Annotated in this window: 24 protein-coding genes; 13 read left to right on the plus strand and 11 right to left on the minus strand. The window is 73.5% G+C overall.

The annotated features are described in order from the left end of the window. Positions 1 to 2: 2 nt before the first annotated feature. Both hrpB and B079_RS0110200 read right to left on the minus strand, forming a co-directional pair. Positions 3 to 2,504, minus strand: coding sequence for an ATP-dependent helicase HrpB (gene hrpB, locus B079_RS0110195; RefSeq protein WP_018545696.1), 2,502 nt, complete (start codon positions 2,502 to 2,504; stop codon positions 3 to 5). A gap of 76 nt (positions 2,505 to 2,580) precedes the next feature. Continuing rightward, positions 2,581 to 3,393 carry a class I SAM-dependent methyltransferase gene (locus B079_RS0110200; protein WP_018545697.1) on the minus strand — a complete coding sequence of 271 codons (813 nt, stop codon included), beginning with the start codon at positions 3,391 to 3,393 and terminating at the stop codon, positions 2,581 to 2,583. 390 nt (positions 3,394 to 3,783) lie between these two features. Between B079_RS0110200 and rpsA the strand changes: the two genes are divergently transcribed. From rpsA to B079_RS0110220, 4 genes are all read left to right on the plus strand, one after another. Continuing rightward, on the plus strand, positions 3,784 to 5,277 hold the full coding sequence (gene rpsA, locus B079_RS0110205; protein ID WP_018545698.1) for a 30S ribosomal protein S1: 1,494 nt from the start codon (positions 3,784 to 3,786) through the stop codon (positions 5,275 to 5,277). 237 nt (positions 5,278 to 5,514) lie between these two features. After that, positions 5,515 to 6,453: a PAC2 family protein gene (locus B079_RS0110210; RefSeq protein WP_026248546.1), complete on the plus strand. Its 939-nt coding sequence runs from the start codon at positions 5,515 to 5,517 to the stop codon at positions 6,451 to 6,453. A gap of 102 nt (positions 6,454 to 6,555) precedes the next feature. Continuing rightward, a complete protein-coding gene (gene coaE / locus B079_RS0110215; RefSeq protein WP_018545700.1) occupies positions 6,556 to 7,179 on the plus strand; it encodes a dephospho-CoA kinase in 624 nt (207 codons plus the stop codon). Positions 7,180 to 7,228: 49 nt separating this feature from the next. Next, positions 7,229 to 7,609, plus strand: a complete 381-nt coding sequence (locus tag B079_RS0110220; protein WP_018545701.1) for a tetratricopeptide repeat protein — start codon at positions 7,229 to 7,231, stop codon at positions 7,607 to 7,609. 67 nt (positions 7,610 to 7,676) lie between these two features. On the opposite strand, the gene B079_RS31650 is transcribed toward B079_RS0110220, so the two are convergent. Then, positions 7,677 to 7,997 (minus strand): DUF6343 family protein, encoded by a 321-nt coding sequence (locus B079_RS31650; protein WP_051095023.1) that lies wholly within the window; start codon positions 7,995 to 7,997, stop codon positions 7,677 to 7,679. Between the two features lie 145 nt (positions 7,998 to 8,142). On the opposite strand from B079_RS31650, the gene B079_RS0110230 reads away from it, so the two are divergent. After that, the gene (locus B079_RS0110230) at positions 8,143 to 8,841 is read left to right on the plus strand and encodes a methyltransferase domain-containing protein (RefSeq protein ID WP_018545703.1); all 699 of its coding nucleotides are present in this window, start codon (positions 8,143 to 8,145) and stop codon (positions 8,839 to 8,841) included. Positions 8,842 to 8,947: 106 nt separating this feature from the next. On the opposite strand, the gene B079_RS0110235 is transcribed toward B079_RS0110230, so the two are convergent. After that, positions 8,948 to 9,664, minus strand: a complete 717-nt coding sequence (locus B079_RS0110235) for an RNA-binding S4 domain-containing protein (protein ID WP_051095025.1) — start codon at positions 9,662 to 9,664, stop codon at positions 8,948 to 8,950. A gap of 282 nt (positions 9,665 to 9,946) precedes the next feature. Between B079_RS0110235 and B079_RS0110240 the strand changes: the two genes are divergently transcribed. Next, the gene (locus tag B079_RS0110240) at positions 9,947 to 11,461 is read left to right on the plus strand and encodes a YfcC family protein (RefSeq protein WP_018545705.1); all 1,515 of its coding nucleotides are present in this window, start codon (positions 9,947 to 9,949) and stop codon (positions 11,459 to 11,461) included. A gap of 64 nt (positions 11,462 to 11,525) precedes the next feature. Next, positions 11,526 to 12,221, plus strand: a complete 696-nt coding sequence (locus tag B079_RS0110245; protein WP_018545706.1) for a uracil-DNA glycosylase — start codon at positions 11,526 to 11,528, stop codon at positions 12,219 to 12,221. Between the two features lie 33 nt (positions 12,222 to 12,254). Here the strand turns inward: B079_RS0110245 and B079_RS0110250 are convergent, their stop codons facing one another. Then, positions 12,255 to 12,710: a GNAT family N-acetyltransferase gene (locus B079_RS0110250; RefSeq protein ID WP_018545707.1), complete on the minus strand. Its 456-nt coding sequence runs from the start codon at positions 12,708 to 12,710 to the stop codon at positions 12,255 to 12,257. Beyond that, positions 12,710 to 13,114: a RidA family protein gene (locus B079_RS0110255; protein WP_018545708.1), complete on the minus strand. Its 405-nt coding sequence runs from the start codon at positions 13,112 to 13,114 to the stop codon at positions 12,710 to 12,712. The genes B079_RS0110250 and B079_RS0110255 overlap by 1 nt, the downstream gene beginning before the upstream one ends. A gap of 198 nt (positions 13,115 to 13,312) precedes the next feature. On the opposite strand from B079_RS0110255, the gene B079_RS0110260 reads away from it, so the two are divergent. From B079_RS0110260 to B079_RS31655, 4 genes are all read left to right on the plus strand, one after another. Next, a complete protein-coding gene (locus B079_RS0110260) occupies positions 13,313 to 14,080 on the plus strand; it encodes a nucleotidyltransferase domain-containing protein (RefSeq protein ID WP_018545709.1) in 768 nt (255 codons plus the stop codon). Positions 14,081 to 14,235: 155 nt separating this feature from the next. Next, on the plus strand, positions 14,236 to 16,083 hold the full coding sequence (locus B079_RS0110265) for an FUSC family protein (protein WP_018545710.1): 1,848 nt from the start codon (positions 14,236 to 14,238) through the stop codon (positions 16,081 to 16,083). Between the two features lie 116 nt (positions 16,084 to 16,199). Then, positions 16,200 to 16,823, plus strand: a complete 624-nt coding sequence (locus tag B079_RS0110270; protein ID WP_018545711.1) for a DUF899 domain-containing protein — start codon at positions 16,200 to 16,202, stop codon at positions 16,821 to 16,823. A 69-nt stretch (positions 16,824 to 16,892) separates the two neighbouring features. Continuing rightward, a complete protein-coding gene (locus B079_RS31655; RefSeq protein ID WP_018545712.1) occupies positions 16,893 to 17,099 on the plus strand; it encodes a hypothetical protein in 207 nt (68 codons plus the stop codon). Between the two features lie 43 nt (positions 17,100 to 17,142). On the opposite strand, the gene B079_RS0110280 is transcribed toward B079_RS31655, so the two are convergent. The 3 genes from B079_RS0110280 to B079_RS33215 form a co-directional block, all read right to left on the minus strand. After that, positions 17,143 to 19,005, minus strand: coding sequence for an ABC transporter ATP-binding protein (locus B079_RS0110280; RefSeq protein WP_234016777.1), 1,863 nt, complete (start codon positions 19,003 to 19,005; stop codon positions 17,143 to 17,145). Between the two features lie 290 nt (positions 19,006 to 19,295). Then, positions 19,296 to 19,715 (minus strand): hypothetical protein, encoded by a 420-nt coding sequence (locus B079_RS0110285; protein ID WP_026248549.1) that lies wholly within the window; start codon positions 19,713 to 19,715, stop codon positions 19,296 to 19,298. Further along, positions 19,712 to 20,524 (minus strand): ATP-binding protein, encoded by an 813-nt coding sequence (locus B079_RS33215; protein ID WP_324604047.1) that lies wholly within the window; start codon positions 20,522 to 20,524, stop codon positions 19,712 to 19,714. Before B079_RS33215 ends, B079_RS0110285 begins: the two co-directional genes overlap by 4 nt. A gap of 273 nt (positions 20,525 to 20,797) precedes the next feature. Here B079_RS33215 and B079_RS0110295 point away from each other — a divergent pair, with 273 nt between their 5' ends. Both B079_RS0110295 and B079_RS0110300 read left to right on the plus strand, forming a co-directional pair. Next, a complete protein-coding gene (locus B079_RS0110295) occupies positions 20,798 to 21,658 on the plus strand; it encodes a helix-turn-helix domain-containing protein (RefSeq protein WP_018545716.1) in 861 nt (286 codons plus the stop codon). Continuing rightward, entirely contained in the window at positions 21,659 to 21,913 is a 255-nt protein-coding gene (locus tag B079_RS0110300; protein ID WP_018545717.1) for a DUF397 domain-containing protein, read from the plus strand. Between the two features lie 118 nt (positions 21,914 to 22,031). On the opposite strand, the gene B079_RS0110305 is transcribed toward B079_RS0110300, so the two are convergent. Both B079_RS0110305 and B079_RS0110310 read right to left on the minus strand, forming a co-directional pair. Further along, positions 22,032 to 23,519 (minus strand): glutamate synthase subunit beta, encoded by a 1,488-nt coding sequence (locus B079_RS0110305; protein ID WP_018545718.1) that lies wholly within the window; start codon positions 23,517 to 23,519, stop codon positions 22,032 to 22,034. 223 nt (positions 23,520 to 23,742) lie between these two features. Then, positions 23,743 to 24,417, minus strand: coding sequence for a DUF2293 domain-containing protein (locus B079_RS0110310; protein WP_018545719.1), 675 nt, complete (start codon positions 24,415 to 24,417; stop codon positions 23,743 to 23,745). Positions 24,418 to 24,452 lie beyond the last annotated feature (35 nt).

Consider the following 24,452-nt stretch of genomic DNA (forward strand, 5'->3'; position numbering starts at 1 on the left):
CATCAACTCCGCCCGAGGCGCGCCTTGGTGTGCCGGGTGGGCTCGGCCGTGGCCGGGTCCTCCGGCCACGGGTGCTTCGGATAGCGCCCGCGCAGCTCGGCCCGTACGCCGCGATAGCCGTCCCGCCAGAAGGAGGCGAGGTCGGCCGTCACGGCGGCGGGCCGCCCGGCGGGGGAGAGCAGATGGACGAGGAGCGGCACCCCGGCCACCGTCGGGGTCTCGCCGAGCCCGAACATCTCCTGCAACTTCACGGCCAGCACGGGCCGTTCGGGGTCGGAGTAGTCGACCCTGATCTGTGAACCGCTCGGCACCGTGATCCGCTCGGGCGCCAGTTCGTCCAGCCGCCCCGCCTCCCCGCTCGCCCATGGCAGCAGCCGTCCCAGCGCCTGCCCGGCGTCGATCCGGCCGAGATCGGCCCGCCGCCGGGCCCGGCTCAGCTCGGGCTCCAGCCAGACGTCCGCGCGCGCGTACAACGCCTCGTCGGACACGTCCGGCCACGGCTCGCCCAGCCGCGCCCGCAGGAACGCCAGCCGCCGCCGCAGCGCGGCAGCCCCCTCGGACCACTTGAGCAGCCCAAGGCCCTCCCGCCGCAACCCGTCGAGCAGCGCCGCGCGCACCAGCTCGGGCTCCGGGTCCGCGAGGGGCCGTACGGCCAGCTCCACGGCCCCGAGCCGCTCGACCCGCCGCGCCACGACCTCCCCGTCCGCCCAGCGCACCTCCTCCCCCTCGGAGAGCAGCGCACCGGCCGCCTCCCGCGCCACCTCCTCCGGTACGGCGGCACCGAGCCGCACGCGCGCGTGCCCCTTCCCACCGGGCCGGTCGGCCACGGCCACCACGATCCACGGCGCCCCGCGCAGCGCCGACCCCTCCGCAAGCTCCGCCCGCGTCCCGGACACCATGAGGTACGACCCGCCGTCCAGCCGGGCCACCCGCTCGGGGAAGGCGAGCGCGGCCACGCGTCCGACGGCCGCGTCCAGAACGGCATGTCCGTCAGAGGCGCTGTCCACGCGCCCCGGCGCCCCGGCGAGCCCTCTCAGCCGCCGCACCTCCGCACGCCACCGCGCCGCATACGCGTCCCCGCCCCGCCGGGCCCGGTGCAGCGCCGTGGCGAGATCGTCGCCGTACTCGCGCGGGACCTCCTCCGCGAGCAGGGCGACCGCCCCGGCGCCCGCGCCGTCGGTGTCCAGCAGGGCGCGGCCCAGACGGGGATGGACACCGAGGCGGGACAGCCGGGCACCCCGCTCGGTGGCGTGCCCGGCGGGGTCGACCGCGCCCACCGCCGTCAGTACGTCACGGGCCGCCGCCATCGCTCCGGTGGGCGGCGCGTCCAGGAGGGCGAGGCCCGAGGCGTCCGGGTCGCCCCAGCAGGCGGCCTGGAGGGCGAAGGCGGTCAGGTCGGCCACCTTGATCTCGGGCGCCGGGAAGGCGGACAACCGGCCGTCCTCGGCCTCGGCCCAGCACCGGTAGACCGCGCCCGGTGCCTCACGTCCGGCACGCCCCGCCCGCTGCCGCCCGGCCGCGCGCGAGGCCCGTACCGTCGCAAGGCCGCTCAGCCCGCGCGCGTGGTCCACCCGGGGCTCGCGCGCCAGCCCCGAGTCCACGACCACCCGCACCCCGGGCACCGTCAGCGAGGACTCCGCGACCGAGGTGGCCAGCACCACCCGGCGCCGCGCCCCGGGCGCCAGAACCGCGTCCTGCACGGCGGCCGGGGCCCGCCCGTGCACCTGGAGCACGTCCACGTCCGGCAGCTCGCCCAACTGCCCCGCCACGCGCGCGATCTCACCGACACCGGGCAGGAAGCACAGCACGTCACCGGGACGCTCCGCGAGCGCCCGCCGCACGACCGAGGCCACGTGCGAGAGCAGCGCCGGGTCCACCCGCATCCCGTGCGGCGGCCGGACCGGACGCGCGGGCGGCGCCCACACGGTCTCGACGGGATGCGTGACCCCCGCCGCCTCCACCACCGGCGCCCCGCCCAGCAGCCGCGCCCAGCCCTCGGCGTCCGTGGTCGCGGAGGCCGCCACCAGCCGCAGGTCCGGGCGCAGGGTCTGCCGTACGTCCCACAGGAAGGCCGCCGCCGTGTCCGCGTCCAGATGGCGTTCATGGCACTCGTCGAGGATCACGGCGTCGACCCCGGCCAGCTCCTGGTCGCGCTGGAGGCGCTGGAGCAGCACACCCGTGGTGACGACCTCCACGCGCGTGTGCCGCCCCACGACCCGCTCGCCGCGCACGGTGAACCCGACGCTGTCGCCGGGCTTCTCGCCCAGCAGCCACGCCATCCGCCGCGCCGCCGCCCGCGCCGCGATCCGCCGGGGCTCGGCCACCAGCACCCGCCGCGCGGGCCCGCCGCCGACCAGCCCGGCCAGCACCAGCGGCACCAGCGTCGTCTTGCCCGTGCCGGGCGGCGCCACCAGCACGGCGGCGCCGCTCCCGTCCAGCGCGTCGGTCAGGGCGGGCAGGGCGGAGCGCACGGGCAGCACGGCGAGGGCGTCGTCACGGATCACGCCCCCAGTGTCGTACGCGGCCCGTTGCGAGGAGGTTGCAGGCCGCCGTGCAGGGGTTTCAGTCCCGGAGAGGGTTTCAGTCCCGCTCGCACACGAAGATCGCCGTGCCCGGGATCAGCGCGCCCCGCAAGGGTGACCAGCCGCCCCACTCGGCGGTGTTCCAGGCCGGCCACTCCGGCTCGACGAGGTCGACCAGACGGAACCCGGAGGCCGCGATGTCCCGCACCCGGTCGCCGATCGTGCGGTGGTGCTCCACATAGACGGCGTGGCCGTCCTCGTCCTGCTCCACGTACGGCGTGCGGTCGAAGTACGACGCGGCGACCGACAGACCCTCGGGCCCCGGCTCGTCCGGGAAGGCCCAGCGGATCGGGTGCGTCACCGAGAACACGAACCGGCCGCCGGGGCGCAGCACCCGGCGCACCTCGCGCAGCACCAGCCGGGGATCGGCGACGAACGGCAGCGCGCCGTACGCCGAGCACGCCAGGTCGAAGGAGGCGTCCGCGAAGGGCAGCGCGCCCGCGTCCGCGCAGACCAGCGGGAAGGACCCGCCGATCCGCAGGGAGTGCTGGAGCTGGCGGTGGGAGAGGTCAAGGGCCACCGGGCGGGCGCCCTGCGCGGCCAGCCAGCGGGAGCACTGGGCGGCGCCCGCGCCGATCTCCAGGACGTCCCGGCCCTTCAGGTCCTCGGGCGCGCCCAGCAGCTCGGCCTCCACCTCGTCCAGGCCCTCCGGGCCCCACACGAAGCGGTCGTCGCCGAGGAACGTGCCGTGCTCGACCTGGTACTCGTCCGCGTTGCGGTCCCACCAGCCGCGGTTGGCGCGGCTGCTCTCCGCGACGTCCGCGTCACGGCGGGTTGCTTCCGGCTCGGTCCCCTCGGGATCGGGCCCCATCGGCTCTTGGATGATCGGCTCCCTCGTCGTACTCTTCCGTCCAGCCGACCCGCCGGGCGAGTGTCACGGAACGGGTCTCCCGGGCCTGCGTGGCCACTTGAGACGATTCTTCTGCCGGGAATGCGGCGATCCGCCCCGGGTGTGCGCCTTCGCGCATTGACCCTGCCCGGCTGCCCCCGTATGCTACAAGTTGCGCTGCGGGCCTGCGCACCTCAGACGTAGCAGGTCGCGCTCGCATCTGTATGTATGTCCCCTCGGTTGTCGAGGCGCCACCGGGCACCCGGTGTCTATGTGGCGCTTCCTTGGCTGTCCGGCTTCTGCAGAGCGAAACGGGCTCCCGGCGTAAGCAGTACCTACGACTTCAATGTCCGTACCGGAGCCCTTTCCCACATGACGAGCAGCACCGAGACCACCGCCACCACCCCGCAGGTTGCGGTCAACGACATCGGTAACGAGGAAGCCTTCCTCGCCGCGATCGACGAGACGATCAAGTACTTCAACGACGGCGACATCGTCGACGGCGTCATCGTGAAGGTCGACCGGGACGAGGTCCTGCTCGACATCGGTTACAAGACCGAAGGTGTCATCCCGAGCCGCGAGCTCTCGATCAAGCACGACGTCGACCCGAACGAGGTCGTCAAGGTCGGCGACGAGATCGAGGCCCTGGTTCTCCAGAAGGAGGACAAGGAAGGCCGCCTGATCCTCTCGAAGAAGCGTGCCCAGTACGAGCGCGCCTGGGGCACCATCGAGAAGATCAAGGAAGAGGACGGCATCGTCACCGGTACCGTCATCGAGGTCGTCAAGGGTGGTCTCATCCTCGACATCGGCCTCCGCGGCTTCCTCCCGGCCTCCCTGGTCGAGATGCGCCGCGTCCGCGACCTCCAGCCCTACGTGGGCAAGGAGCTCGAGGCGAAGATCATCGAGCTGGACAAGAACCGCAACAACGTGGTCCTGTCCCGCCGTGCCTGGCTGGAGCAGACCCAGTCCGAGGTCCGCCAGACGTTCCTCACGACCCTCCAGAAGGGTCAGGTCCGCTCCGGTGTGGTCTCCTCGATCGTCAACTTCGGTGCCTTCGTGGACCTGGGTGGCGTCGACGGTCTGGTCCACGTCTCCGAGCTGTCCTGGAAGCACATCGACCACCCCTCCGAGGTTGTCGAGGTCGGCCAGGAGGTCACCGTCGAGGTTCTCGACGTCGACATGGACCGCGAGCGTGTCTCCCTGTCGCTGAAGGCGACGCAGGAGGACCCGTGGCAGCAGTTCGCCCGTACCCACCAGATCGGCCAGGTCGTCCCGGGTAAGGTCACCAAGCTGGTTCCGTTCGGTGCGTTCGTCCGCGTGGACGAGGGCATCGAGGGTCTGGTCCACATCTCCGAGCTGGCCGAGCGCCACGTGGAGATCCCGGAGCAGGTCGTCCAGGTCAACGACGAGATCTTCGTCAAGGTCATCGACATCGACCTCGAGCGTCGCCGCATCAGCCTCTCGCTGAAGCAGGCCAACGAGGCCTTCGGTGCCGACCCGTCGGTGGTCGAGTTCGACCCGACCCTGTACGGCATGGCCGCGTCGTACGACGACCAGGGCAACTACATCTACCCCGAGGGCTTCGACCCCGAGACCAACGACTGGCTCGAGGGCTACGAGACCCAGCGCGAGGCGTGGGAGGGCCAGTACGCCGAGGCGCAGTCGCGCTTCGAGCAGCACCAGGCGCAGGTCATCAAGTCCCGCGAGGCCGACGAGGCCGCTGCCGCCGAGGGCGGCGAGGCCGCTGCTCCGGCCGCGGCCGGTGGCGGTTCGTACTCCTCCGAGGGTGCGGACACCTCCGGTGCCCTGGCTTCGGACGAGGCGCTTGCCGCGCTGCGTGAGAAGCTGGCGGGCGGCCAGAGCTGAACGCTTGCCGCTGAGGCTTAGCAGCTGAGTTTGAGGGCCCGTACCTTTCGAGGTGCGGGTCCTCAGGCGTTTTTGTGCGTTGTCGGGTGCGGGGGCTTCGTGGCTTGTCGCGCAGTTCCCCGCGCCCCTTCAGGTAGGACACCTTGACGTCACTTGGGGACTTACCGTTGGTGATCTTGGGAATGGCTTTGGGGTTGTGAGCGTTGGGGGGTATGGACACTAGGAGGGGCGGTCATCGTGCTTGATCCGCAGGGTTTGTACGCGTGGGAGCCGAAGGGGCTGGCCGTGGTGGACATGGCGCTGGCTCAGGAATCGGCCGGACTGGTCATGCTCTACCACTTCGACGGCTACATCGACGCGGGAGAGGCCGGCGACCAGATCGTCGAGCGGCTTCTCGACACACTTCCCCACCAACTCGTCGCCCGCTTCGACCACGACCGGCTCGTGGATTACCGGGCCCGCCGTCCGCTGCTGACGTTCACGCGGGACCAGTGGACCGACTACGAGGTGCCGGCCATCGAGGTCCGCCTCGTCCAGGACACCACCGGCGCCCCCTTCCTGCTGCTCTCCGGCCCCGAACCGGACGTGGAGTGGGAGAGGTTCGCGACGGCCGTACGGCAGATCGTGGAGCGGCTCGGCGTCCGCCTCTCGGTCAACTTCCACGGCATCCCGATGGGCGTCCCGCACACCCGCCCCGTCGGCCTCACCCCGCACGGCAACCGCACCGACCTCGTGCCCGGCCACCGCAGCCCCTTCGACGAGGCCCAAGTGCCCGGCAGCGCCGAGGCGCTGGTCGAGTACCGGCTCACCGAGGCGGGCCACGACACGCTCGGCGTCGCCGCGCACGTGCCGCACTACATCGCCCGCTCCACCTACCCGGACGCCGCCCTGACCGTCCTGGAGGCGATCACCGCCGCCACCGGGCTCGTGCTGCCCGGCGTCGCGCACGCGCTGCGCACCGACGCGCACCGCACGCAGACCGAGATCGAGCGGCAGATCCGCGAGGGCGACGAGGAACTGACCTCGCTCGTCCAGGGCCTTGAGCACCAGTACGACGCCGCCGCGGGCGCCGAGACCCGGGGCAACATGCTCGCGGAGCCGGTCGAGATCCCGTCCGCCGACGAGATCGGCCGCGAGTTTGAGCGGTTTCTCGCGGAGCGGGAGGGCGAGGGCTGAGCCGGGGGACCGGTACGGCACGGTTGAGCTGAGCTGAGCTGAGCTGAGCTGGGTGCCGGTGCCGGTGCCGGTGCCGGTCGGGCGGGCTCTAAGCTTCCGCTCATGCTGACAGTGGGTCTGACCGGTGGCATCGGCGCCGGCAAGAGCGAGGTGTCCCGGCTGTTCGTGGAGCACGGGGCCGTACTGATCGACGCCGACCGCATCGCACGGGAGGTCGTGGCGCCGGGCACCCGCGGGCTCGCCGCCGTCATCGAGGCGTTCGGGCCGGAGATCCTGGCCGAGGACGGCTCCCTGGACCGTCCCCGGCTCGGTGCCCTCGTCTTCGCCGACCCCGAGAAGCTGGCCCTCCTCAACTCGATCGTGCACCCCCTGGTGGGCGCCCGCTCCCGCGAACTGGAGAGCGCCGCGCGCCCCGGCTCCGTCGTGGTCCACGACGTGCCACTGCTCACCGAGAACGGCCTGGCCCCGCTGTACGACCTCGTGATCGTCGTGGACGCGAGCCCCGAGACCCAGCTCGACCGGCTGGTCCGGCTGCGCGGGATGGCCGAGGAGGACGCCCGGGCGCGCATGGCCGCCCAGGCGAGCCGCGAACAGCGCCTGGAGATCGCGGACATCGTCATCGACAACGACGTCCCCCTGGACGCGCTGAAGGAGCGGGTCGACCGGGTGTGGGACGAGCTGACGGCCCGCGCGGCCCGTTCCCGCGCGGGCGGTTCGACGGAATAGCCCTGCGCGTACAGGCGTTGGAATGCCCGAGTGAGGGAAGGACTTCGCCGTGCCCGAGACCAGCGGATCGCCCGGACGTACTCCGGAGACGCATGTCATCGACTTCCGTGCCGCCGAGCATCTGCTTGACGCGCGGGATCCCAGAGGCGCGGTGAAGCTGCTCGACGAGGTCATCGCCGCCCATCCCGAGAACACGGCCGCCCGGCTGCTGCGTGCGCGCGCCTTCTTCGCCGCTGCCCAACTGCGTCCCGCCGAGCTTGAGTTCACCATCGTGCTGGAGCGCGAGCCGGACAACGCCTACGCCCACTTCGCCCTCGGCCGCACCTACGAGCGCCAGGGTCGGCCCGGCCAGGCCCGCCGCCACTTCCGGCTGGCGGCGGCCCTCGATCCCAACCCGGAGTATCTGCGGGCGGCGCGCTTCGATTCCTGAGCGGGGGGCCGGGGCTGGTGGCCGGGGCTGGGGTCACGGCTCGGTCGGCTTTGAGGTCTCCGGTCGGTCAGGGGTGCCGACGCGGTGTCGGCGGGCGGCGCAGCCGGGGCAGCTTCGGTCTGCTCGGCGGTCCGTCGTCCACGGGCTCGTACGGCGGGATGTCGCGGCCCGGCTGGTAGTGCGGGCCCTGCCGCAGATGGCGCAGGACCAGCGTCAGATCGATGGTGACCACGAGCCACAGCGCGGCACAGGCCGCCGCCCAGCCCGGCCGTCCGACGAGGACGAAGGCGACGGTCCCGAAGACGGCCCAGCCGAACCCCCACACGGCCAGCCACAACCGCGCTCGCAGCGCACTGCGCGCGGTTGTCGGTTCACTGCCCGTACGCATTCCGTCTCCACTCCTCCTTGCAACGTACTCTTCGCCGGGCCCGCACACCAAGGGCGGAAAGTTCCCGCCGACCGGTGAATTGACTCGAACGAGTGGACCGGGCGGAGAGGGGAACGACCGTACGAGCGCCGGGCGTTGTGCGGGCATGACGGTCGAAATGCGTGAGGGACACGAGGGCACGGGCCCCGGGGCGATCACTCCGGACGGCTGCGCGGTCGAGCTGTACAGCAGGCTGCCGGTCGGCGAGGAGCCGGACATCATCGCGGCGGCGGTGCCCCCGGGGGCACACATCCTGGAGCTGGGCAGCGGCGTGGGCCGGGTGACCCACGCCCTGCTGGAGCGGGGCTTCACGGTCACCGCCGTGGACGAGTCGGCGGAGATGCTGGCCCGGGTGAGAGGGGCGCGCACGATATGCGGGCCCATCGAGGACCTGGACCTGGGCGAGCGGTTCGACGTGGTCATGCTCGCCTCGTTCCTGGTGCACACCGGTGACCCGGAGGTGCGGCGCGGCTTCCTGCGCGCCTGCGTCCGGCATGTCGCGGACGGGGGCTGTGTCCTCATCCAGCGGGAGGGCGCGGACTATCACACCCGGATACCGAGGGAGCGGGTCGACCCGAGCGGCTTCACGGTGCGGATCGTGGCGAGCGATCCGGTGGGGGAGGGGGTGCGTGTGGTCCGTGCCGAGTATGTGTTCCCGGACGCGGTCTGGACCCAGACCTTCCGCGCCCGCCCGCTGACGGTGGCGGAGTTCGAGGAGGTGCTGGCGGAGGCGGGACTGGAGGTGGACAGGTATCTGACGGAGGACGGGATGTGGGTGCGGGCGGTGGCGCTGCCGCTGGGCTGAGCGGGGTTTGGCTGAGCCGGACTGGGTTGGGCTGGGTTGGCGGAGCCGGGCTGGGTTTGGCGGAGCGGGGCTCGGCTTGGCTGGTTGCGGGGCGCGCGGTCGGGGTTCACCGTCCTCGGCGTCGGCCTCCGGAGCCGCCGGGTCGGTCGGGTCGGTTGGGTCGGCCACGGCGGTCGGTGCGATCGGGGTCACCACCGGGTCGGCCGGGGCGGTCGGTGCGGCTGGTGTCGGCGGGGTGGCTCGATCGGCCCGTGTCGCCGGGACGGTCCGGTCGGCCGGAGTGACCGGTGTCGTCCGGTTCCTCGGGTGCCGTGCGTGCCGCTGCCGAGGCGCCCAGTGATCCCAGGCCCCGCAGCCGCTCCAGCTCGCGGCGGTCGCGCTTGGTGGGGCGGCCGGCGCCCCGGTCGCGGACACCGGCGGGGGCCACGGCCTCGCGGGGCGGGGGCGGCGGTGAGTTGTCGACGTAGCACTCCACGGCCACGGGTGCGCCGACCCGCTTGCGGATCAGCCGCTTGACGATCACGATCCGCTCCCGGCCCTCGTGCCGCAGCCGGACCTCGTCACCGACCCGCACGGCGTGGGCGGGCTTCACCCGGTCACCGTTCACATGGACATGGCCGCCACGGCAGGCGGTCGCGCCCAGCGAACGCGTCTTGACCAGGCGTACGGCCCAGATCCAGCTGTCGATGCGGACGGTCTCGCCCGACGCCGGTCCGGCGGCCTTCGCGGCGGCGACGGCGGCCGAGGTCTTCGGGTCGGGGGCGGCGGAGTCACGGTTCACGTCGTCGCCCGCGTCCGGTGAATCCTGTGCAGCCAGAGCCATGCTGCCGACCCTAACGCGTCGCGCTGTCCGGACTGGACCTGTTTTCGGTGCGGTGGCCCTCCGGGTGGGGCCTCCGGCGCCGTCCTCCTCCGGAGTTGTACCCCGGTGCCGTACTCCTCCAGCGACCCCTCCCACGGCCCACCCCCGGATGCGCCCCGCCCCACCGCCCCCGAGGCTGAAGTGATCGGTGCGGGTGAGGAGGGACGAGGAGGGGCATGGAGACGGCGGCCACGGCGGGGGAACCGCCCACGCGCGAGCGGAAGTTCACCCGTCGCCGCCCTGGTGAAGGCGCGCTCAGCGGAACCGCCCACGCGCGAGCGGAAGTTCACCTTTCCGAGCGCGCTGACCGTCCTCGCCGCCGTCACCGTGGCGGTGTGGCTGCTCGCCTTTCTGATCCCGCCGGGGGAGTACGTCCGCGACGCCTCCGGTGCCCCGGTGCAGGGCACGTACCACCGGGTGTCCTCGGGGCGCTCCTTCACGGACCGGCTCGACGATCTGTTCCTCTCGCCGGTGAACGGGCTGTACGGGCTGCGGGACGCCAGGACGGGCCTGGTCGGACCCGACCTGTCCGGGAGTCTGTACGGCGCGGCGGGCGTGTTCCTGTTCGTGCTCGCCATCGGCGCGTTCATCACCGTCGTGTTCGCCACCGGCGCGCTCGACCGGGGCATCGCCCGGCTCGCCCACCGGCTGCGGGAGCGCGGGGCGCTGCTGATCGCCGGGATCATGGTGGTGTTCTCGGTGCTCGGCACGGTCGAGGGCTTCGCCGAGGAGACCCTGGGCTTCTACGGCCTGATCGTGCCGCTGATGCTGGCGCTCGGCTACGACCGGATGGTCGCCGTCGGCACGATCATCCTGGGCGCGGGGATCGGGGTGCTGTGCTCGACGGTGAACCCGTTCGCGACCGGGGTGGCGTCCTCGGCCGCCGACATCTCGCTCGGCGACGGCATCCTGCTGCGCTCGGCGATGTGGGTGGTGCTGACGGCGGTGACGGTGGCGTACGTGATCCGGTACGCGCGGCGGGTACGGCGTGATCCGGCGCGCTCGCTCACCGGGTTCCTGCCCGGGGACCGGGACCACGCCACCGAGGCGCCGGACGCGGAGCCCGAGCTGACCGGGCTGCACAAGGCCGTACTGATCACCATGGTGCTGGTCTTCGCGTTCATGATCTTCTCGGTGGTGCCCTGGTCGAGCGCGCTGACCGGGGACGCGGACGCGACGCCGTACGGGTTCGAGCTGGACTGGTCCTTCCCGCAGCTCGCCGCGCTGTTCCTGTGCGCGGCCGTGCTGGTGGGCTTGGTGGCGCGGATGGGGGAGCAGCGGCTGAGCGCGACGATCGTGCAGGGCGCGGCCGACTTCATCGCGCCCGCGCTGGTGATCGTGCTGGCCCGGGGCGTCACCGTGATCATGAACAACTCGCGGATCACCGACACCGTGCTGCACTCCATCGAGGGCGTGGTCCGGGGCACGTCCTCCGGTGTCTTCGCGGTGATCGTGTTCGTGGTGAACCTGCCGCTGGCCTTCCTGATCCCCTCCACCTCCGGGCACGCCACGCTCGCCATGCCGATCCTCGCCCCGCTGGCCGACTTCGCCGGGGTCTCCCGCGCGGTCGCCGTCACCGCCTGGCAGGCGTCCAGCGGCTGGATGAACCTGTGGGTGCCGACCACCGCCGTCGTCATGGGCGGCGTGGCGCTCGCGAAGGTCGGCTACGACCGGTATCTGCGGTTCGTATGGCCGCTGCTCGCGGTGCTGTTCGTGCTGATCTGCGGCTTCGTCGCGCTGGGGGCGGCCTTCACGTGAGGGGGCGTACGACCGGGCACCAGGTGTCCGGCGGCGGTCCGGCCCGGGGCTTACGGTGGCCGGTATGGACGACAGTGCCGCCCTGGCCCGCCTCGACCGGCGGCTGACCGAGTGCCGGGCCTGTCCGCGCCTGGTCGAGTGGCGCGAGGAGGTGGCCCGTACCAAGCGGGCCGCCTTCGTCGACCAGCCGTACTGGGGGCGCCCGGTGCCCGGCTTCGGACCGGCCGACGCGCGCCTGGCGATCATCGGGCTCGCCCCGGCGGCGCACGGCGGCAACCGCACCGGCCGCATGTTCACCGGCGACCGCTCCGGGGACGTGCTCTTCCAGGCGCTCTACGACGTGGGGCTCGCCTCGCAGCCGACCTCGGTGAGCGCGGACGACGGCCTGGAGCTGTACGGCGTCCGGGTGACCGCGCCCGTGCACTGCGCCCCGCCCGCCAACAAGCCCACCCCGGGCGAGCGGGACATGTGCCGTCCCTGGCTGGTCAGCGAACTCGAGCTGCTGCGCCCCACGTTGCGGGCGGCCGTCGTCCTCGGCGCCTTCGGCTGGCAGGCGGCGCTGCCCGCCCTCGCGGAGGCGGGCTGGCCCGTACCGCGCCCCCGCCCGGCCTTCGCCCACGGCACCCGCGTAGCCCTCGGCGACCTGGACCTCTTCGGCTGCTTCCACGTCAGCCAGCGCAACACCTTCACCGGGCGCCTGACGACGGAGATGCTGCGCGAGGTCCTGAGCACGGCGGCCCACACGGCCGGTCTGCGCTGACCGGCCGTCCCTCACCTCAGGGCCACCGGCACCTCACGGCCGCCAGACGTACCGCACGTCCGGCTCCCGCTCCTCGTTCCCGCTGCCGTCGGTGTACTCGACGGCGGTGAAGCCGTGCCGCTCGTAGAAGCGGCGGGCGGGCTTGTTCACCTGGAACGCCCACAGCGCGAGGCCGCCGGGGGCCCGCTCCTTGGCCAGGGCCACGAACCGGTCCCCGAGACCCCGCCCGCGCCAGGCCGGGTCCAGATAGAGCTGGGACAGCTGGTCCCCGTGGAGGACCATCATGCCGACGATCCCCGCCTCCGCGTCCTCGGCCACCCAGGTCTCGCGCAGCGGGACGACCACGTCGCGGATGTAGGCGCGCACCTCGTCGTCGGAGCGGGGCCGGACGACCGTGGGCAGCGCGGCGGCGAAGGACCGCAGCCAGACGTCGGCGGTGGCGCGGGCGTCCGCCGCGACCGCCCGGCGCAGCGTCACCGGGTGCGTCATCACCGCTCCGGCACCGTCGCCGTCGCCGTGATCTCCACCAGCTGGCCCGGGTAGCCGAGGCACGCGACGCCGAGCAGGGTGGAGGAGTGGGGGCCGTCGCTCAGGCCCGAGGTCGCGACCACCTTCCAGACGGCCGCGAGGACCGCCGGGTCGGCGCTCACCACGTACACATCGGTGGCCAGCACTTGGCCGAGGTCGCTGCCCACGGCGTGCAGCTGCGCGCGGAGATTGGCGAGGACCTGCTCGGCCTGGCGCACGGGGTCGCCCGCGCCGACCAGTTCGCCGTGCTCGTCCAGCGGGACCGCGCCCGCGAGGAAGGCGATCCGGGTGCCCGCCTCGACCACGGAGGCGTGGGAGTAGGTGGGCGGCGGGAAGAGGCCGGGGACGGTCACGCGGCGGATCATGGCGGCTCCAGAAGGGGCGGGACGGGTGACCTCCGCATCATTCGCGGGTACGACCGGCCCCGCACCCGAATTTCGGTGCGCCCGGCCTCCGGCTCCCGTAGCGTCGCCCCGGCCCCCCGGCCCGGCCCCCGTAAGCGTCACCCGAGCTTCCGCATCCCGCAGCGTCGCCCCCGCCTCCGCCCCCACCCAAGGACCCCCATGCCCGCCCTCTCCGACGCCGGCTTCCTCACCGCGACCGCCGACCGCCTCGCCGCGCTGCCCACCGTCCGCGCCGTCGCCCTCGGTGGATCGCGGGCCCAGGGCACCCACACCCCCGCCAGCGACTGGGACCTCGCCCTCTACTACCGGGGCGCCTTCGACCCCGCTGAGCTGCGCGCCCTCGGCTGGGAGGGTGAGGTGTCCGAGGTGGGCGGCTGGGGCGGCGGGGTGTTCAACGGCGGGGCCTGGCTGACGATCGACGGACGCCGGGTCGATGTGCACTACCGGGACCTGGACGTCGTGGAGCACGAGCTGGCCGAGGCGGAGGAGGGCCGGTTCCGGGTGGAGCCGCTGCTGTTCCACCTCGCGGGCATCCCCACCTATCTGATCGTCGCCGAGCTGGCCGTCAACCAGGTGCTGCGCGGCGACCTCCCCCGCCCCGCCCGTTATCCGGAGGCCCTGCGCCGCAGCGCCCCGCCCCGCTGGTCCGGCACCGCCCGCGCCACCCTCGGCTACGCCAAGGCGCACCACGCCCCGCACGGCCGCCTCACCGAGGTCGCGGGCGCCCTCGCCACCGCCGCCGCCCAGACCGCCCACGCCGTGCTCGCGGCACGCGGAGAATGGATCACCAACGAGAAGCGCCTCCTGGAGCGGGCCGGACTACGCAGCATGGACACGATCACCGGCACCCTCCGACCCGAGCCGCAGGCCCTGGTCGGCGCCGTGGCACAGGCCGAGGACCTGCTCGGCGCCCGGCTGAACGCCTGAGGACCCGCTCGGCGCGCACACCTGAACACCCCTTTCATCTCGCCGAAACCCGCCCGTCGCCCCTACGCGACAACGCCCCGTACTGTGGAAGGCGGCACCAGCCCGGCCACCGTCGTCCGAAGGCACGCCCCCGCCCTCGTACGAACAGGAGCCCCGTGTCGCGCCCCGCCGCCCGGTCACTGCCGCCTTGGCTCGCCCACGCCTTCCGCGCCCAGCGCGGGCCCGTCCCCTGGAGCGCGGTCGCCCGTGGCGCACTCGCCGCCGGACCGCTGCTGCTCGCGGGCGTACTGGCCGGATACGTCGCGGACGGCGTCCTCGCCGCCACCGGCGCGATGCTCGCCGGGATCAACGACCGCCCCGGCGGCCGTCGCCTCTCCGTCCGCAGCCTCGCCACCCCCGCCCTCGCGGGCGGCCTCGGCCTGCTCGTCGGCACCGGCGCGGGCGAACATCTGCCCGCCGTACCGCTGACGCTCGTGCTCGCCCTGCTCGGGCTGGTCGCCGGATCGCTCAGCGCGGTCGGGCCGCTGGCCTCCGCCTCCGCCACCCAACTGCTCGTCACCGCCGCCATCGGCGCCGGAATGCCGAGCCCCGAGAGCGGCTGGCAGCGCGCCCTCGCCTTCCTCGCCGGAGCGGCCTGGCTGCTCCTGCTGCGCGTCGCCCTGCCCACCCCGGGCTCGCTCGTCTCCGACCTGCGGTTCGAGGGCGAACGGACCGCGGTCGCGGCGGTGTACGACGCGATCGCCGACCTGCTCGACGCCGTCGGCGGACCCGACGCCACCGCCCGCCGGGCCGCGCTCACCGCCGCCCTCGACCGCGCCCAGGACGCCCTGGCCGGACCCCGGCTGCGCCGCTACGCCACCCTGGCCCCGGAACGACGGCTGCACGCGCAGTACGTCGCCGCGCTCCCGCTCGCCGAGGCCGCCACCGCACTCGCCTGGACCGGCGACCCCCTGACGGCGCGGGCCTCGGCCGGACCCCGGCGGCTCGCCGCCGCCGTACGCGGCAACACCGGCACCGGACCGCTGCCCGCCCCGGCCCGCACCACCCCGGCCCTGCGCGCCCTGGACGACGCGCTGCTGCACGCCGCCGAGGCGTTCGACCGCGCCGACGGCGGCCCCCACCGGCTGCTCGTGCGCCCGTGGGCGGTCCGGCGCGCGCTGCGGGCCGCGTTCGGCACCGGGGGCCGCGAGTACGGGCTGCGCGTGGCCCTCTCCTTCGGCGCCGCGGCGGGGATCGCCCAGGCCCTGCACCAGACCGGCTGGTACGGCAGGCACCAGCACTGGTACTGGCTGCCCGTCACCGCCGTCTTCCTCGTCAAGCCCGACCTCGGCCCGCTTGCCTCCCGGGTGCTGTGCCGGGCCGCGGGCACCGTGCTCGGCGCGCTGGTCTTCGCCGGGTTCGCCGCGGTGCTGCCCAGGCCCCTCGGGCTGATCGCCCTGGTCGCGGTGTGCGGGGCGCTGCTGCCCGTCTCCACCCGGCACTTCGCCGCGCTGACCGCCGTCGTCACCGTGCTCGTGCTCGCCCTGATCATGATCGGCGGCGAACCGCAGGCCGGCGTCAGCCGGATCGCCGAGACCATGCTGGCCTGCGCCCTCGTGCTGATCGTCGGGCATCTGCCGATGCCGGGGAAGCGCGGCGCGGGCGTACGGGCGCGGCTCGCCGCCGCAGGCGCCGCCGCGCACGCCTACCTCGCGCATGTCATGGCCGAGTCCGGCGACCGCGCCGAACGCTGGGCGCTGCGCCGCGAGGCGTACCGCACGCTCGCCGAGGCCCACACCGCCATGGCGGTCGCCGCCGCCGAACTGCCCGCCCTCGCCCGGCACACCCGCGACACCGGCGCGGTGGCCACCGCCCTGGAACGGCTCGTGGACACCACCACCGCCTGCGCGGTCCACCTGGACGACACCGGCCGCCTCACCCCGCGTCACACCGACCGGCTCCAGGAGGCCCTGCGCGAGCTGGAGAGCGGCCGTCGGGACTGGCGGGTGCTCCCGGCCGCCTGACCCGCCCGCATCCGGGCGCCGGGACATCGCCGAAGAAATCCCGGCGCCCCGCGATGAGTTCCGCCTCCGCCCGCGGTCAGCACCACGACACGACCGTCGGACAGGCAGGAGAGCCCATGTCGCTTCCGGAGATCGTCACGCGTGCGCAGTGGCGCGTGGCGCGCGAGGAGTTACGGCGCAAGGAGGAGGCGGTCGCCCGGGCCCGGGAGACGCTGGGTGCCGAGCGGCGGCGGCTGCCCGTGGTGGAGGTCGACCCGGAGTACGTCTTCGAGGGCGGCGACGGCAAGGCCACCCTGCTCGACCTCTTCGACGGGCACGCCCAACTCGTCGTCCACCACTTCATGTTCGCCCCGGAGTGGACGGAGGGCTGTCCCTGCTGCGCCGCCTTCCTGGACCAGCTGGGCCAGCTCGACCGGCTGCGCGCCCGCGACACCGCGTTCGCGGCGGTCTCCCGCGCGCCGTTCACCCGCATCCTGCCGTTCAAGGCGCGGATGGGCTGGGCGGTGCCCTGGTACTCCTCGTGCCACAGCGACTTCAACCGCGACTTCGAGGCGACCGTGGAACGCGCGGGCCGCCCGGTCGAACGCCCCGGCCTCAGCTGCTTCCTGCGCGACCGCGACCGGGTCTTCCACACCTACTCGGTCCACGACGACGCCACCCTAAACGCGCTCGGCGCCGTACCCGGCCTGCTCGACCTGACCATGCTCGGCGGCCACCCGAACGGTGGCGAAGCGCACTGACCCGGTGTCGGCAATGTCTCAGTCCCGTCACCGGCCGAGGCGATCACCCCCTCCGCAGCGTTCACTTCCATGAAGTACGACGTCTTCTGGAGGTGCGAGATGGTGAACGGGCGAACCGAGCTCGGGCGCTTTCCCGCCGGTGGACCGCGCGGATCATGGCCGGCGGAGGAGTTCGCGCACGCGCGACGCCTCGAAGGGCTGCCCGCGGAGGTCGTGATGGACCTGGCCACGGACACCTTCCTGGTGATCCTGCGGGGGCCGGAGGGCGCCGACTGAGACGGGCGGGCGGGCTCACGCGGACCTTGGGGCCGGGCCCGGCTCACGCGGACCTGGGCGTCGGCACCGCCCCCGTGAACTGCTCCGCCTGGAGCGCGTACAGCTCCGCGTACACCCCGCCCCCGGCCAGCAGCTCCTCCGGCGTGCCGGACTCCACGAGCCGCCCGCGCTCCAGCACATGCACCAGATCGGCATGGCGTACGGAGGCCAGCCGGTGGGTGATCAGGACGACGGTCTGCCCGCTGCCCGCCAGCGCCCGGATCTTCTCGAACACCGCCAGCTCGGCCCGCGCGTCCAGCGCCGCCGTCGGCTCGTCCACGATCAGGATGTCCCCGCGCCGGTAGGCGGCCCGCGCGATCCCGAGCCGCTGCCACTGGCCGCCGGACAGCTCGTGGCCGCCGCTGAAATTGCGGGCCAGCAGGGTGTCCAGGCCGTTCGGGAGCGCGGCCACCACCTCCTCGGCGCCCGCCTCGGCCACCGACGCGTCCAGCCGCTCCTCGGTCATGGGCACGGAGGACCGGCCGACGGCCACGTTCACCTTCGCGGTGAACGGCCAGCGCTTGAAGTCCTGGGCCACCATCGCGACCCGCTCGGCGAGCGCCCGCCGGTCGGCCCGCGCCGCGTCGACACCGTCCCACAGGATGCGGCCCCGGTCCGGGTTGTACAGCCCCGCCAGCAGCTTGACCAGGGTGGTCTTGCCCGAGCCGTTCTCCCCGACCAGCGCGATGATCCGGCCCGTCGGCAGGCTCAGGGTCACGCCGTCGAGGGCCGGACGGGAGCCCTCGCCCGGATAGCTGAAGGTGACGTCCTCGAACCGGATCTCCTTCGGCTCCTCGGGCAGTTCCTCCCCGCCGACCGGGATCGCCCGCTCGGCCGCCTCCACGTACAGCCGCTCCAGATCGCCCACGAACAGGGCCTCCTCGTGCAGCTGGTTGATCTCCAGCACCAGCGTGTCCAGGCTCGCCGCCCCGGTCCGGATCGCGATCACCGCCGTACCCGCCACCGACAGCGCCATCGCGCCCGCCACCAGCAGCGCGCCGAGCGTGGCGTACGTGGCGAGCGTCGCGAGACCGGTCCAGGCGGCGGCCACCAGGCCGGTGCGCGCGGCCAGCCGCGACAGCCGGGCCTGCTCCGCCTCCGCCGTCTCCGACATCGACCGGTAGTGCCGCAGCAGGAACGGCCCGACCCCGTGCACCCGGATCTCCGGCGCCGCGCCCGGCTCGGTGAGCAGACTGCCGATGAGCTGGCCCGCCCGGGCGTGCTGCACCCAGATGTGGAACGACTCGTAGCGCCGCCGCGCGATGGTCAGGGAACTCCAGGCGCTCGGCAGCGTCATGGTGACCAGCAGCGGCAGCAGCGCCGGATGCAGCACGGTCAGCACACCGGCGGCGGCGATCAGCGAGATCATCGCGTTGATCACCCGGGCGCTGTACGAGATCATGTGCCGGGCCGAGCGGGCGCCGTACTGCGCGGTGTCCAGCAGCTTGTGGAAGGCGTGGTCCTCGATCGCGGCCAGCTCCACATCGGCCGCCCGCTCCAGATACAGCTCGGTCGCCACCCGCTCCACCTTGGGCTCCAGGCGCCCGGTGGCGTAGGTGGAGGCGGCCCGCAGCAGCGCGGCGACCAGCATCATGGCGGCCATCACGGCCAGGGCGGGGGCCGCGGAGCGCAGCCGCTCCTCGATGTCCGGGCCACTGAGCAGGCTGCCGAGCGCGCTGTTCACGGCCAGCAGACTCACCGCCTGCGCCACACCCCGGCCCACCTCGGCGGCCAGCACGGTCCGCGCGGCCCCCGGGTCGGCGCGCCGCGCCAGCCGCAGACTGGACCCCAGCATCCCCGGCAGCCGCCGCACCATCGCCCGGAAGCTCAGCTCCAGGAACGCCTGCGAGTGCTCGTTCCACCCCATGTCGTACCGGAGCGGCCCGCCGAACAGCAGCCGCTCCGACTCCGACACCTCGCTCTCTTCCCGCCCCCGCCTCCGCCCCACCCGGAACCTCCCGACGCCATGACCGAACGGCCACTATCCCGGCACGACGACGGCGCGGGCAGGGCGCGAGCGGGGGTGCGGGGGGCGCGGGGGGAGTGCGGTGCGCGGAGGAACGGGGCCTTCCGGGGCGAGCCCGCGCATGCACGGGCGCGACGAGGTCATGACGGGCGCATGGTGGTGTGGAGGTCGGCCCGGTCAGGCCCCTCGGATCAGGCCGACAGCGGGCGGGACCAGTCCGGGGTCGTGCCCGTCGCCCGGCACAGGGCGAGGTACAGGGGGATCGGCGGGGTGTAGGGGATCGTGCCCTCGGGGCGGTGGAGCAGCCGGGCGGTGGTGGGGAGGGCGGCGCCGGTGGCGTAGTGGGCCGGGGCGGGCCAGGACAGGGCGTAGTCGGAGTCGGCGGGGACGATCCACCACCAGTGCGTGCCGTCGGCGTACACGCACCCCACGCGCGGCAGCCGGGCCAGGAGCAGCGCGCCCAGCCGGTCCGGGACCGCCACGGCGTCCATGCCGAGCGGGGTCGTCATGCCCTCGGGGAGAACGGGCCGACCGGTCGGTACGGGCAGGTGACGACGACGCCCCAGCCTGACGAGCGTGTCGAGCCCCAGCGGCTGCCCGGCGCCCGTCACGGGACGGCCCACGGCTGGGTGCGCCCGTGCGGGACCGCGCCACGACGCGGCCCGGCCCACTGGGCCGGAACCGTCTCGTCGCTGCGGACGGCGGGCCCGGCGGGTTCGTCCTCACCCGGCAGGGGCGAGGGGTCCGGCTTGGGGCGTACACCCCAGCCGAGGTCGGCGCGGGGGTCGCGGGCGGGCGTGTGCTCCCGGGTTCCGGCGGGGGCGTCGGCGATGCCGTCGGCCATGGCGTCGGCGTCGTCCGCCGCGCCGTAGGCCGCGAACAGCTCGTCGGCCGTGCCGTACTCCGTGCCGTGGGCCTCCTCGGGCGCGGACTCCTCTGCGTCGCCCTCGCGGGGCAGCTCGGCCCACACCAGGAGGCCGGGCCCGTGCTGCTGGGCGCCCCAGGCCCGGCACAGCGCGTCCACGAGAAGCAACCCCCTCCCGTGCTCCTCGTCGGGCCGCTGCTGTGCCGGGCGGGGATCACCGGGCGCGCATCCCTCGTCGCGCACGGCTATGCGCACCACGTCGTCGTGGTCGTGCAGCTCGCACACGACCTGACTGCTCGCGGTGTGCATGATCGCGTTGGTGACCAGCTCGGACACCACCAGGGCTGCGCTGTCACACGTGTCCGCGCACACCGACCAGCCGTCCAGCCGGGCGCGCGTCACGCGTCTGGCCTCGGCGGGCGAACCCGGATGTGCGGCCAGCTCGAAGCGGAACCGTCGCTTGGTGGCGCCCCTGACCGGGGCTTCTCCGGTGGCGACACCGAGACCGGGCCGGTCTGCGGCGGAGTCTGTTCCTAAGGGCGCGGACGGAATCACGCTTGCCACTATCTCCCCGCCGTGAACACTTGGCAAGTGTCACTCTGAAAAATGCAGAGTGCTGTGTGACGCGGTGAAGCGCCGTGGCACACTGCTCGCAACAGCACGTCGCGCGGCGCCAATTGGGACCGTCGTCGATCCGGCCGGATCCACGCACGCTCTTCGAACGGCGCCGCAGGGCTGTCGGGACGCGAAGCTGCCGGGACACCGTGCCCGGCGTCCCGGCGCTGTCGCGATTCTTTGCCGGAGCGGGATGTCAGTCGGAGGTGGCACGTGAGCGAACCGCGGTCCGCGCCGACCGTGGGTCAGGTGGTCCTCGGCCGACGCCTGCTGGAACTGCGGGAACGTGCCGGGCTGAAGCGCGAGGAGGCCGCACACCTCCTCCATGTCGCCCCCGCCACCGTGCGCCGGATGGAGATGGCCGAGGTCTCCCTCAAGATCCCGTATCTGCAACTGCTGCTCAGGGCGTACGGGGTGCCCGACGACGAGGCCGAACTCTTCGTCCGCCTCGCCGAGGACGCCAACCGGCCCGGCTGGTGGCAGCGGTTCCACGACATCCTGCCCGGCTGGTTCTCGATGTACGTCAGCCTGGAGGGGGCCGCCTCCCTCATCCGCTCCTACGAACCGCACTTCGTGCCCGGACTGCTCCAGACCGAGGGCTACGCGCGCGGAGTGCTCGAATCGGGCGCCATCGGCCAGACCAGCCCCGACGACATCGAGCGGCACGTCGCCCTGCGGATGCGCCGTCAGGACCTGCTCACCCGGCCGGACGCGCCCCGCTTCTGGGCCGTCATGGACGAGACCGTCCTGCGTCGCCAGGTCGGCGGCCCGGAGGTGATGCGCCGACAGATCGACAAGTTGCTCGAGGCCGCGAAGCTGCCCAATGTGACGCTCCAGGTGGCCCCGTTCGCCGACGGGCCGCACCCGGGCACGTACGGGCCCTTCGTGCTGTTCCGATTCGCCATGCCGGAGCTTCCGGACATGGTCTACAGCGAGTACCTGACCGGCGCCGTCTATCTGGACGCGCGCTCCGAGGTGGCGAGCCACCTGGAGGTCATGGACCGCATGGCGGCACAGGCCGCCACGGCACAACGCACGAAGGAGATCCTGCGGGATCTCCGCAAGGAGCTGTGAATGGATCGCATCAATCCGCGCGGTCGTGTCTACAACGGTATGCCCGCGCGGGAGCTGGGCAGCGACGGCTGGCACAAGCCGTGGAGCGGGGGCAACGGGGGCAACTGCCTGGAGGCGATGAAGCTCGCCGACGGCCGCATCGCCGTCCGCCAGTCCACCGACCCGGACGGCCCCGCGCTGATATATACCACGGACGAGATGACCGCCTTCATCGAGGGCGCCAAGGCGGGGGAGGCGGATTTCCTGCTCTCCTGATCCCGCACGGCTCTTTTTGACACATGCCCTTCCCCTTGTTCCCCTTGGCCCGCCATAGACCCGATCCACATCTGACTGTCCATCACTTCACCTACTCCCTCCCTCTGTTGATCGTCGGCTACACGGTCATGGGCCTGTCGTACGGCGACACCGGCGCCGGAAGCCAGGAACCGCCCGTCAGATAGCAGTCCACGGCCGCCGCCACCGACCGTCCCTCCGCTATCGCCCACACGATCAGCGACTGACCACGCGCCGCGTCCCCGGCGGCGAACACGCCGGGGACACCGGTCCCGAAGTCCCCGTCCCGGGCGAGCGTCCCGCGCGGCTCCGTCCGCAGCCCCAGCTGGTCGATCAGCCCGTCCTCCCGGTCAGGCCCGGAGAAGCCGAGCGCCAGCAGCACCAGGTCGGCGGGGAGCGTCCGCCCGGTGCCCGGCAGCGGGCGGCGCCGCTCGTCCACCTCGACCAGGTGCAGCGACCGCACATGCCCCTCGGCGTCCCCGGTGAAGCGGAGCGTGGACGCCGCGAACAGCCGCGCGTCCGCGTCCGCCGCCGGTGCCGTCCGCAGCTCCCGCGCCTCCTCGTGCGCCGCCGACAGCCGGTAGAGCTTCGGATACGTCGGCCACGGCTCGGCGTCCTCGTCGCGCGCGTCGGGCGGCTGGGCGTAGATGTCGAGCTGGGTCACCGACGCGGCGCCCTCGCGCACCGCCGTGCCCAGGCAGTCGGCCCCGGTGTCGCCGCCGCCCACGATCACCACGTGCCGCCCCTCCGCCGACAGCGGCGAGACCGCGAGGTCCCCCTCGCGCACCTTGTTGGCCAGCGGAAGATACTCCATCGCCTGGTGTATCCCGGCCAACTCACGCCCCGGCACCGCCAGTTCCCGCCATGCCGTGGCGCCCGTCGCGACCACCACCGCGTCGTACCGCGCCCGCAGCTCCGTCGCCGGTACGTCCCGCCCGACCGTCACCGACGTACGGAACCGGGTGCCCTCCGCCTCCATCTGCTCCAGCCGCCGCTCCAGTTGCCGCTTCTCCATCTTGAACTCGGGGATGCCGTACCGCATCAGGCCCCCGATCCGGTCGTCCTTCTCGTACACCGCGACCGTGTGCCCGGCCCGCGTCAGCTGCTGCGCCGCCGCCAGCCCGGCAGGGCCCGAACCGATCACCGCCACGGTCTTCCCCGACAGCCGCTCCGGCGGCCGGGGCGGCACGAAGCCCTCCTCCCAGGCCCGCTCCGCGATCGCGCACTCGACGTTCTTGATGGTGACCGCCGGCTGGTTGATCGCGAGCACGCACCCCGCCTCGCACGGCGCGGGACACAACCGTCCGGTGAACTCCGGGAAGTTGTTCGTCGCGTGCAGCCGGTCGCTCGCCGCCCGCCAGTCCGAGCGCGCCACCAGGTCGTTCCACTCCGGGATCAGATTGCCCAGCGGACACGCCTCGTGGCAGAACGGCACCCCGCAGTCCATACAGCGGTCGGCCTGCGCACTGATGATCGGCAACAGCGCCCCCGGGACGTACACCTCGGCCCAGTCCCGCGCCCGCTCCTCCACGGACCGCCGCGGCCACTCCTCGCGCGGGGTGGTCATGAACCCCTTGGGATCGGCCATCGGCGTATTCCTCGTGTACGGATACCGGCGGGCTGGGGGTACCTGGGGTACGACGGGCCGTGCGTCATCGGGCTGGGATCACTCGGCGGTCGCCCGGCGCTGGTGCGAGACCGTCCCGGAGCGCTGTTCCGGGACTCTTCCGGCCACGATACGTCGCGCCCGACGCCCGCGCAGAGCGGCGGACCTCGCCTTTCACCGCGCCGCGTCGCACTCCGGCAGGGGTTCATCCGCTCACTTCTCCTCTCCGGTCCTGCCCATCGCCCTGGCCGCTCCCGCGTCTCGCGCGGTGCCCGGTGGCCGGACTCCGCAGCGGCCGTCCGCCCCATCCCCGCACCACCTCCCGCACGTCCTCCGCGATCCGCTCCCTGGCCTCCCTCCTCGGCACACCGCTCATGATCAACCGGTCGTACGGCGTGTCCATGTGCCGCACCGAGGCCACGACCGCCGAGGTCACCGCCTCCTCGGACAGCGCCCGCCCGGCCGCGCTCCGCCCGACCCGCCCGCTGCCCCGCGCCCCCGCGTGGGCCGCGATGGCCCGGGCCCGCTCGCCGGGACACCCCGGGAACAGCCGCCGCACCTCCGCCGCGAAGTCCGCCACGAACCGCTCGTCCTCCACCGCCCTGCGCCCCGCGTCCCGCGCCCTCCTCCGCCGCCTGGCCTCGGCGTCGGCCAGACAACGGGCCTCCGCCCGCGCCAGCGCCTCCTCCTCCACCAGCACCCCCTGCCGCTCGTACCGGCCCCTGCGCCGGTCGAACCGCACCACCACCGCCCACAACCCACTCTCCTCCCGCGCCCTCCGCGTCAACGCGGCATCCCCTCGCGGCAACAACACGAGATGCCCAAGATCCACACACTCCAGACACCGGGGCGCCCCGTCCTCCAACACGAGCAGCGACAAGGGCCCACTTCGACACGCTGCGCATCGCTTGCGGC

Origin of the sequence: Streptomyces sp. LaPpAH-108, assembly GCF_000373625.1 — a bacterium.
Taxonomy (GTDB): domain Bacteria; phylum Actinomycetota; class Actinomycetes; order Streptomycetales; family Streptomycetaceae; genus Streptomyces.

What these genes read in the sequence shown, in the direction of transcription:
- B079_RS0110235 (WP_051095025.1), bottom strand. Translation starts at nt 9,664, where the DNA reads ATGGCTCTGGCTGCACAGGATTCACCGGACGCGGGCGACGACGTGAAC.
- B079_RS0110260 (WP_018545709.1), top strand. Translation starts at nt 13,313, where the DNA reads ATGCCCGCCCTCTCCGACGCCGGCTTCCTCACCGCGACCGCCGACCGC.
- B079_RS0110245 (WP_018545706.1), top strand. Translation starts at nt 11,526, where the DNA reads ATGGACGACAGTGCCGCCCTGGCCCGCCTCGACCGGCGGCTGACCGAG.
- B079_RS0110200 (WP_018545697.1), bottom strand. Translation starts at nt 3,393, where the DNA reads ATGGGGCCCGATCCCGAGGGGACCGAGCCGGAAGCAACCCGCCGTGAC.
- coaE (WP_018545700.1), top strand. Translation starts at nt 6,556, where the DNA reads ATGCTGACAGTGGGTCTGACCGGTGGCATCGGCGCCGGCAAGAGCGAG.
- B079_RS0110305 (WP_018545718.1), bottom strand. Translation starts at nt 23,519, where the DNA reads ATGGCCGATCCCAAGGGGTTCATGACCACCCCGCGCGAGGAGTGGCCG.
- B079_RS0110250 (WP_018545707.1), bottom strand. Translation starts at nt 12,710, where the DNA reads ATGACGCACCCGGTGACGCTGCGCCGGGCGGTCGCGGCGGACGCCCGC.
- rpsA (WP_018545698.1), top strand. Translation starts at nt 3,784, where the DNA reads ATGACGAGCAGCACCGAGACCACCGCCACCACCCCGCAGGTTGCGGTC.
- B079_RS0110255 (WP_018545708.1), bottom strand. Translation starts at nt 13,114, where the DNA reads ATGATCCGCCGCGTGACCGTCCCCGGCCTCTTCCCGCCGCCCACCTAC.
- B079_RS0110270 (WP_018545711.1), top strand. Translation starts at nt 16,200, where the DNA reads ATGTCGCTTCCGGAGATCGTCACGCGTGCGCAGTGGCGCGTGGCGCGC.
- B079_RS0110300 (WP_018545717.1), top strand. Translation starts at nt 21,659, where the DNA reads ATGGATCGCATCAATCCGCGCGGTCGTGTCTACAACGGTATGCCCGCG.
- B079_RS0110230 (WP_018545703.1), top strand. Translation starts at nt 8,143, where the DNA reads ATGACGGTCGAAATGCGTGAGGGACACGAGGGCACGGGCCCCGGGGCG.
- B079_RS31655 (WP_018545712.1), top strand. Translation starts at nt 16,893, where the DNA reads ATGAAGTACGACGTCTTCTGGAGGTGCGAGATGGTGAACGGGCGAACC.
- B079_RS0110280 (WP_234016777.1), bottom strand. Translation starts at nt 19,005, where the DNA reads ATGGGGTGGAACGAGCACTCGCAGGCGTTCCTGGAGCTGAGCTTCCGG.
- B079_RS31650 (WP_051095023.1), bottom strand. Translation starts at nt 7,997, where the DNA reads ATGCGTACGGGCAGTGAACCGACAACCGCGCGCAGTGCGCTGCGAGCG.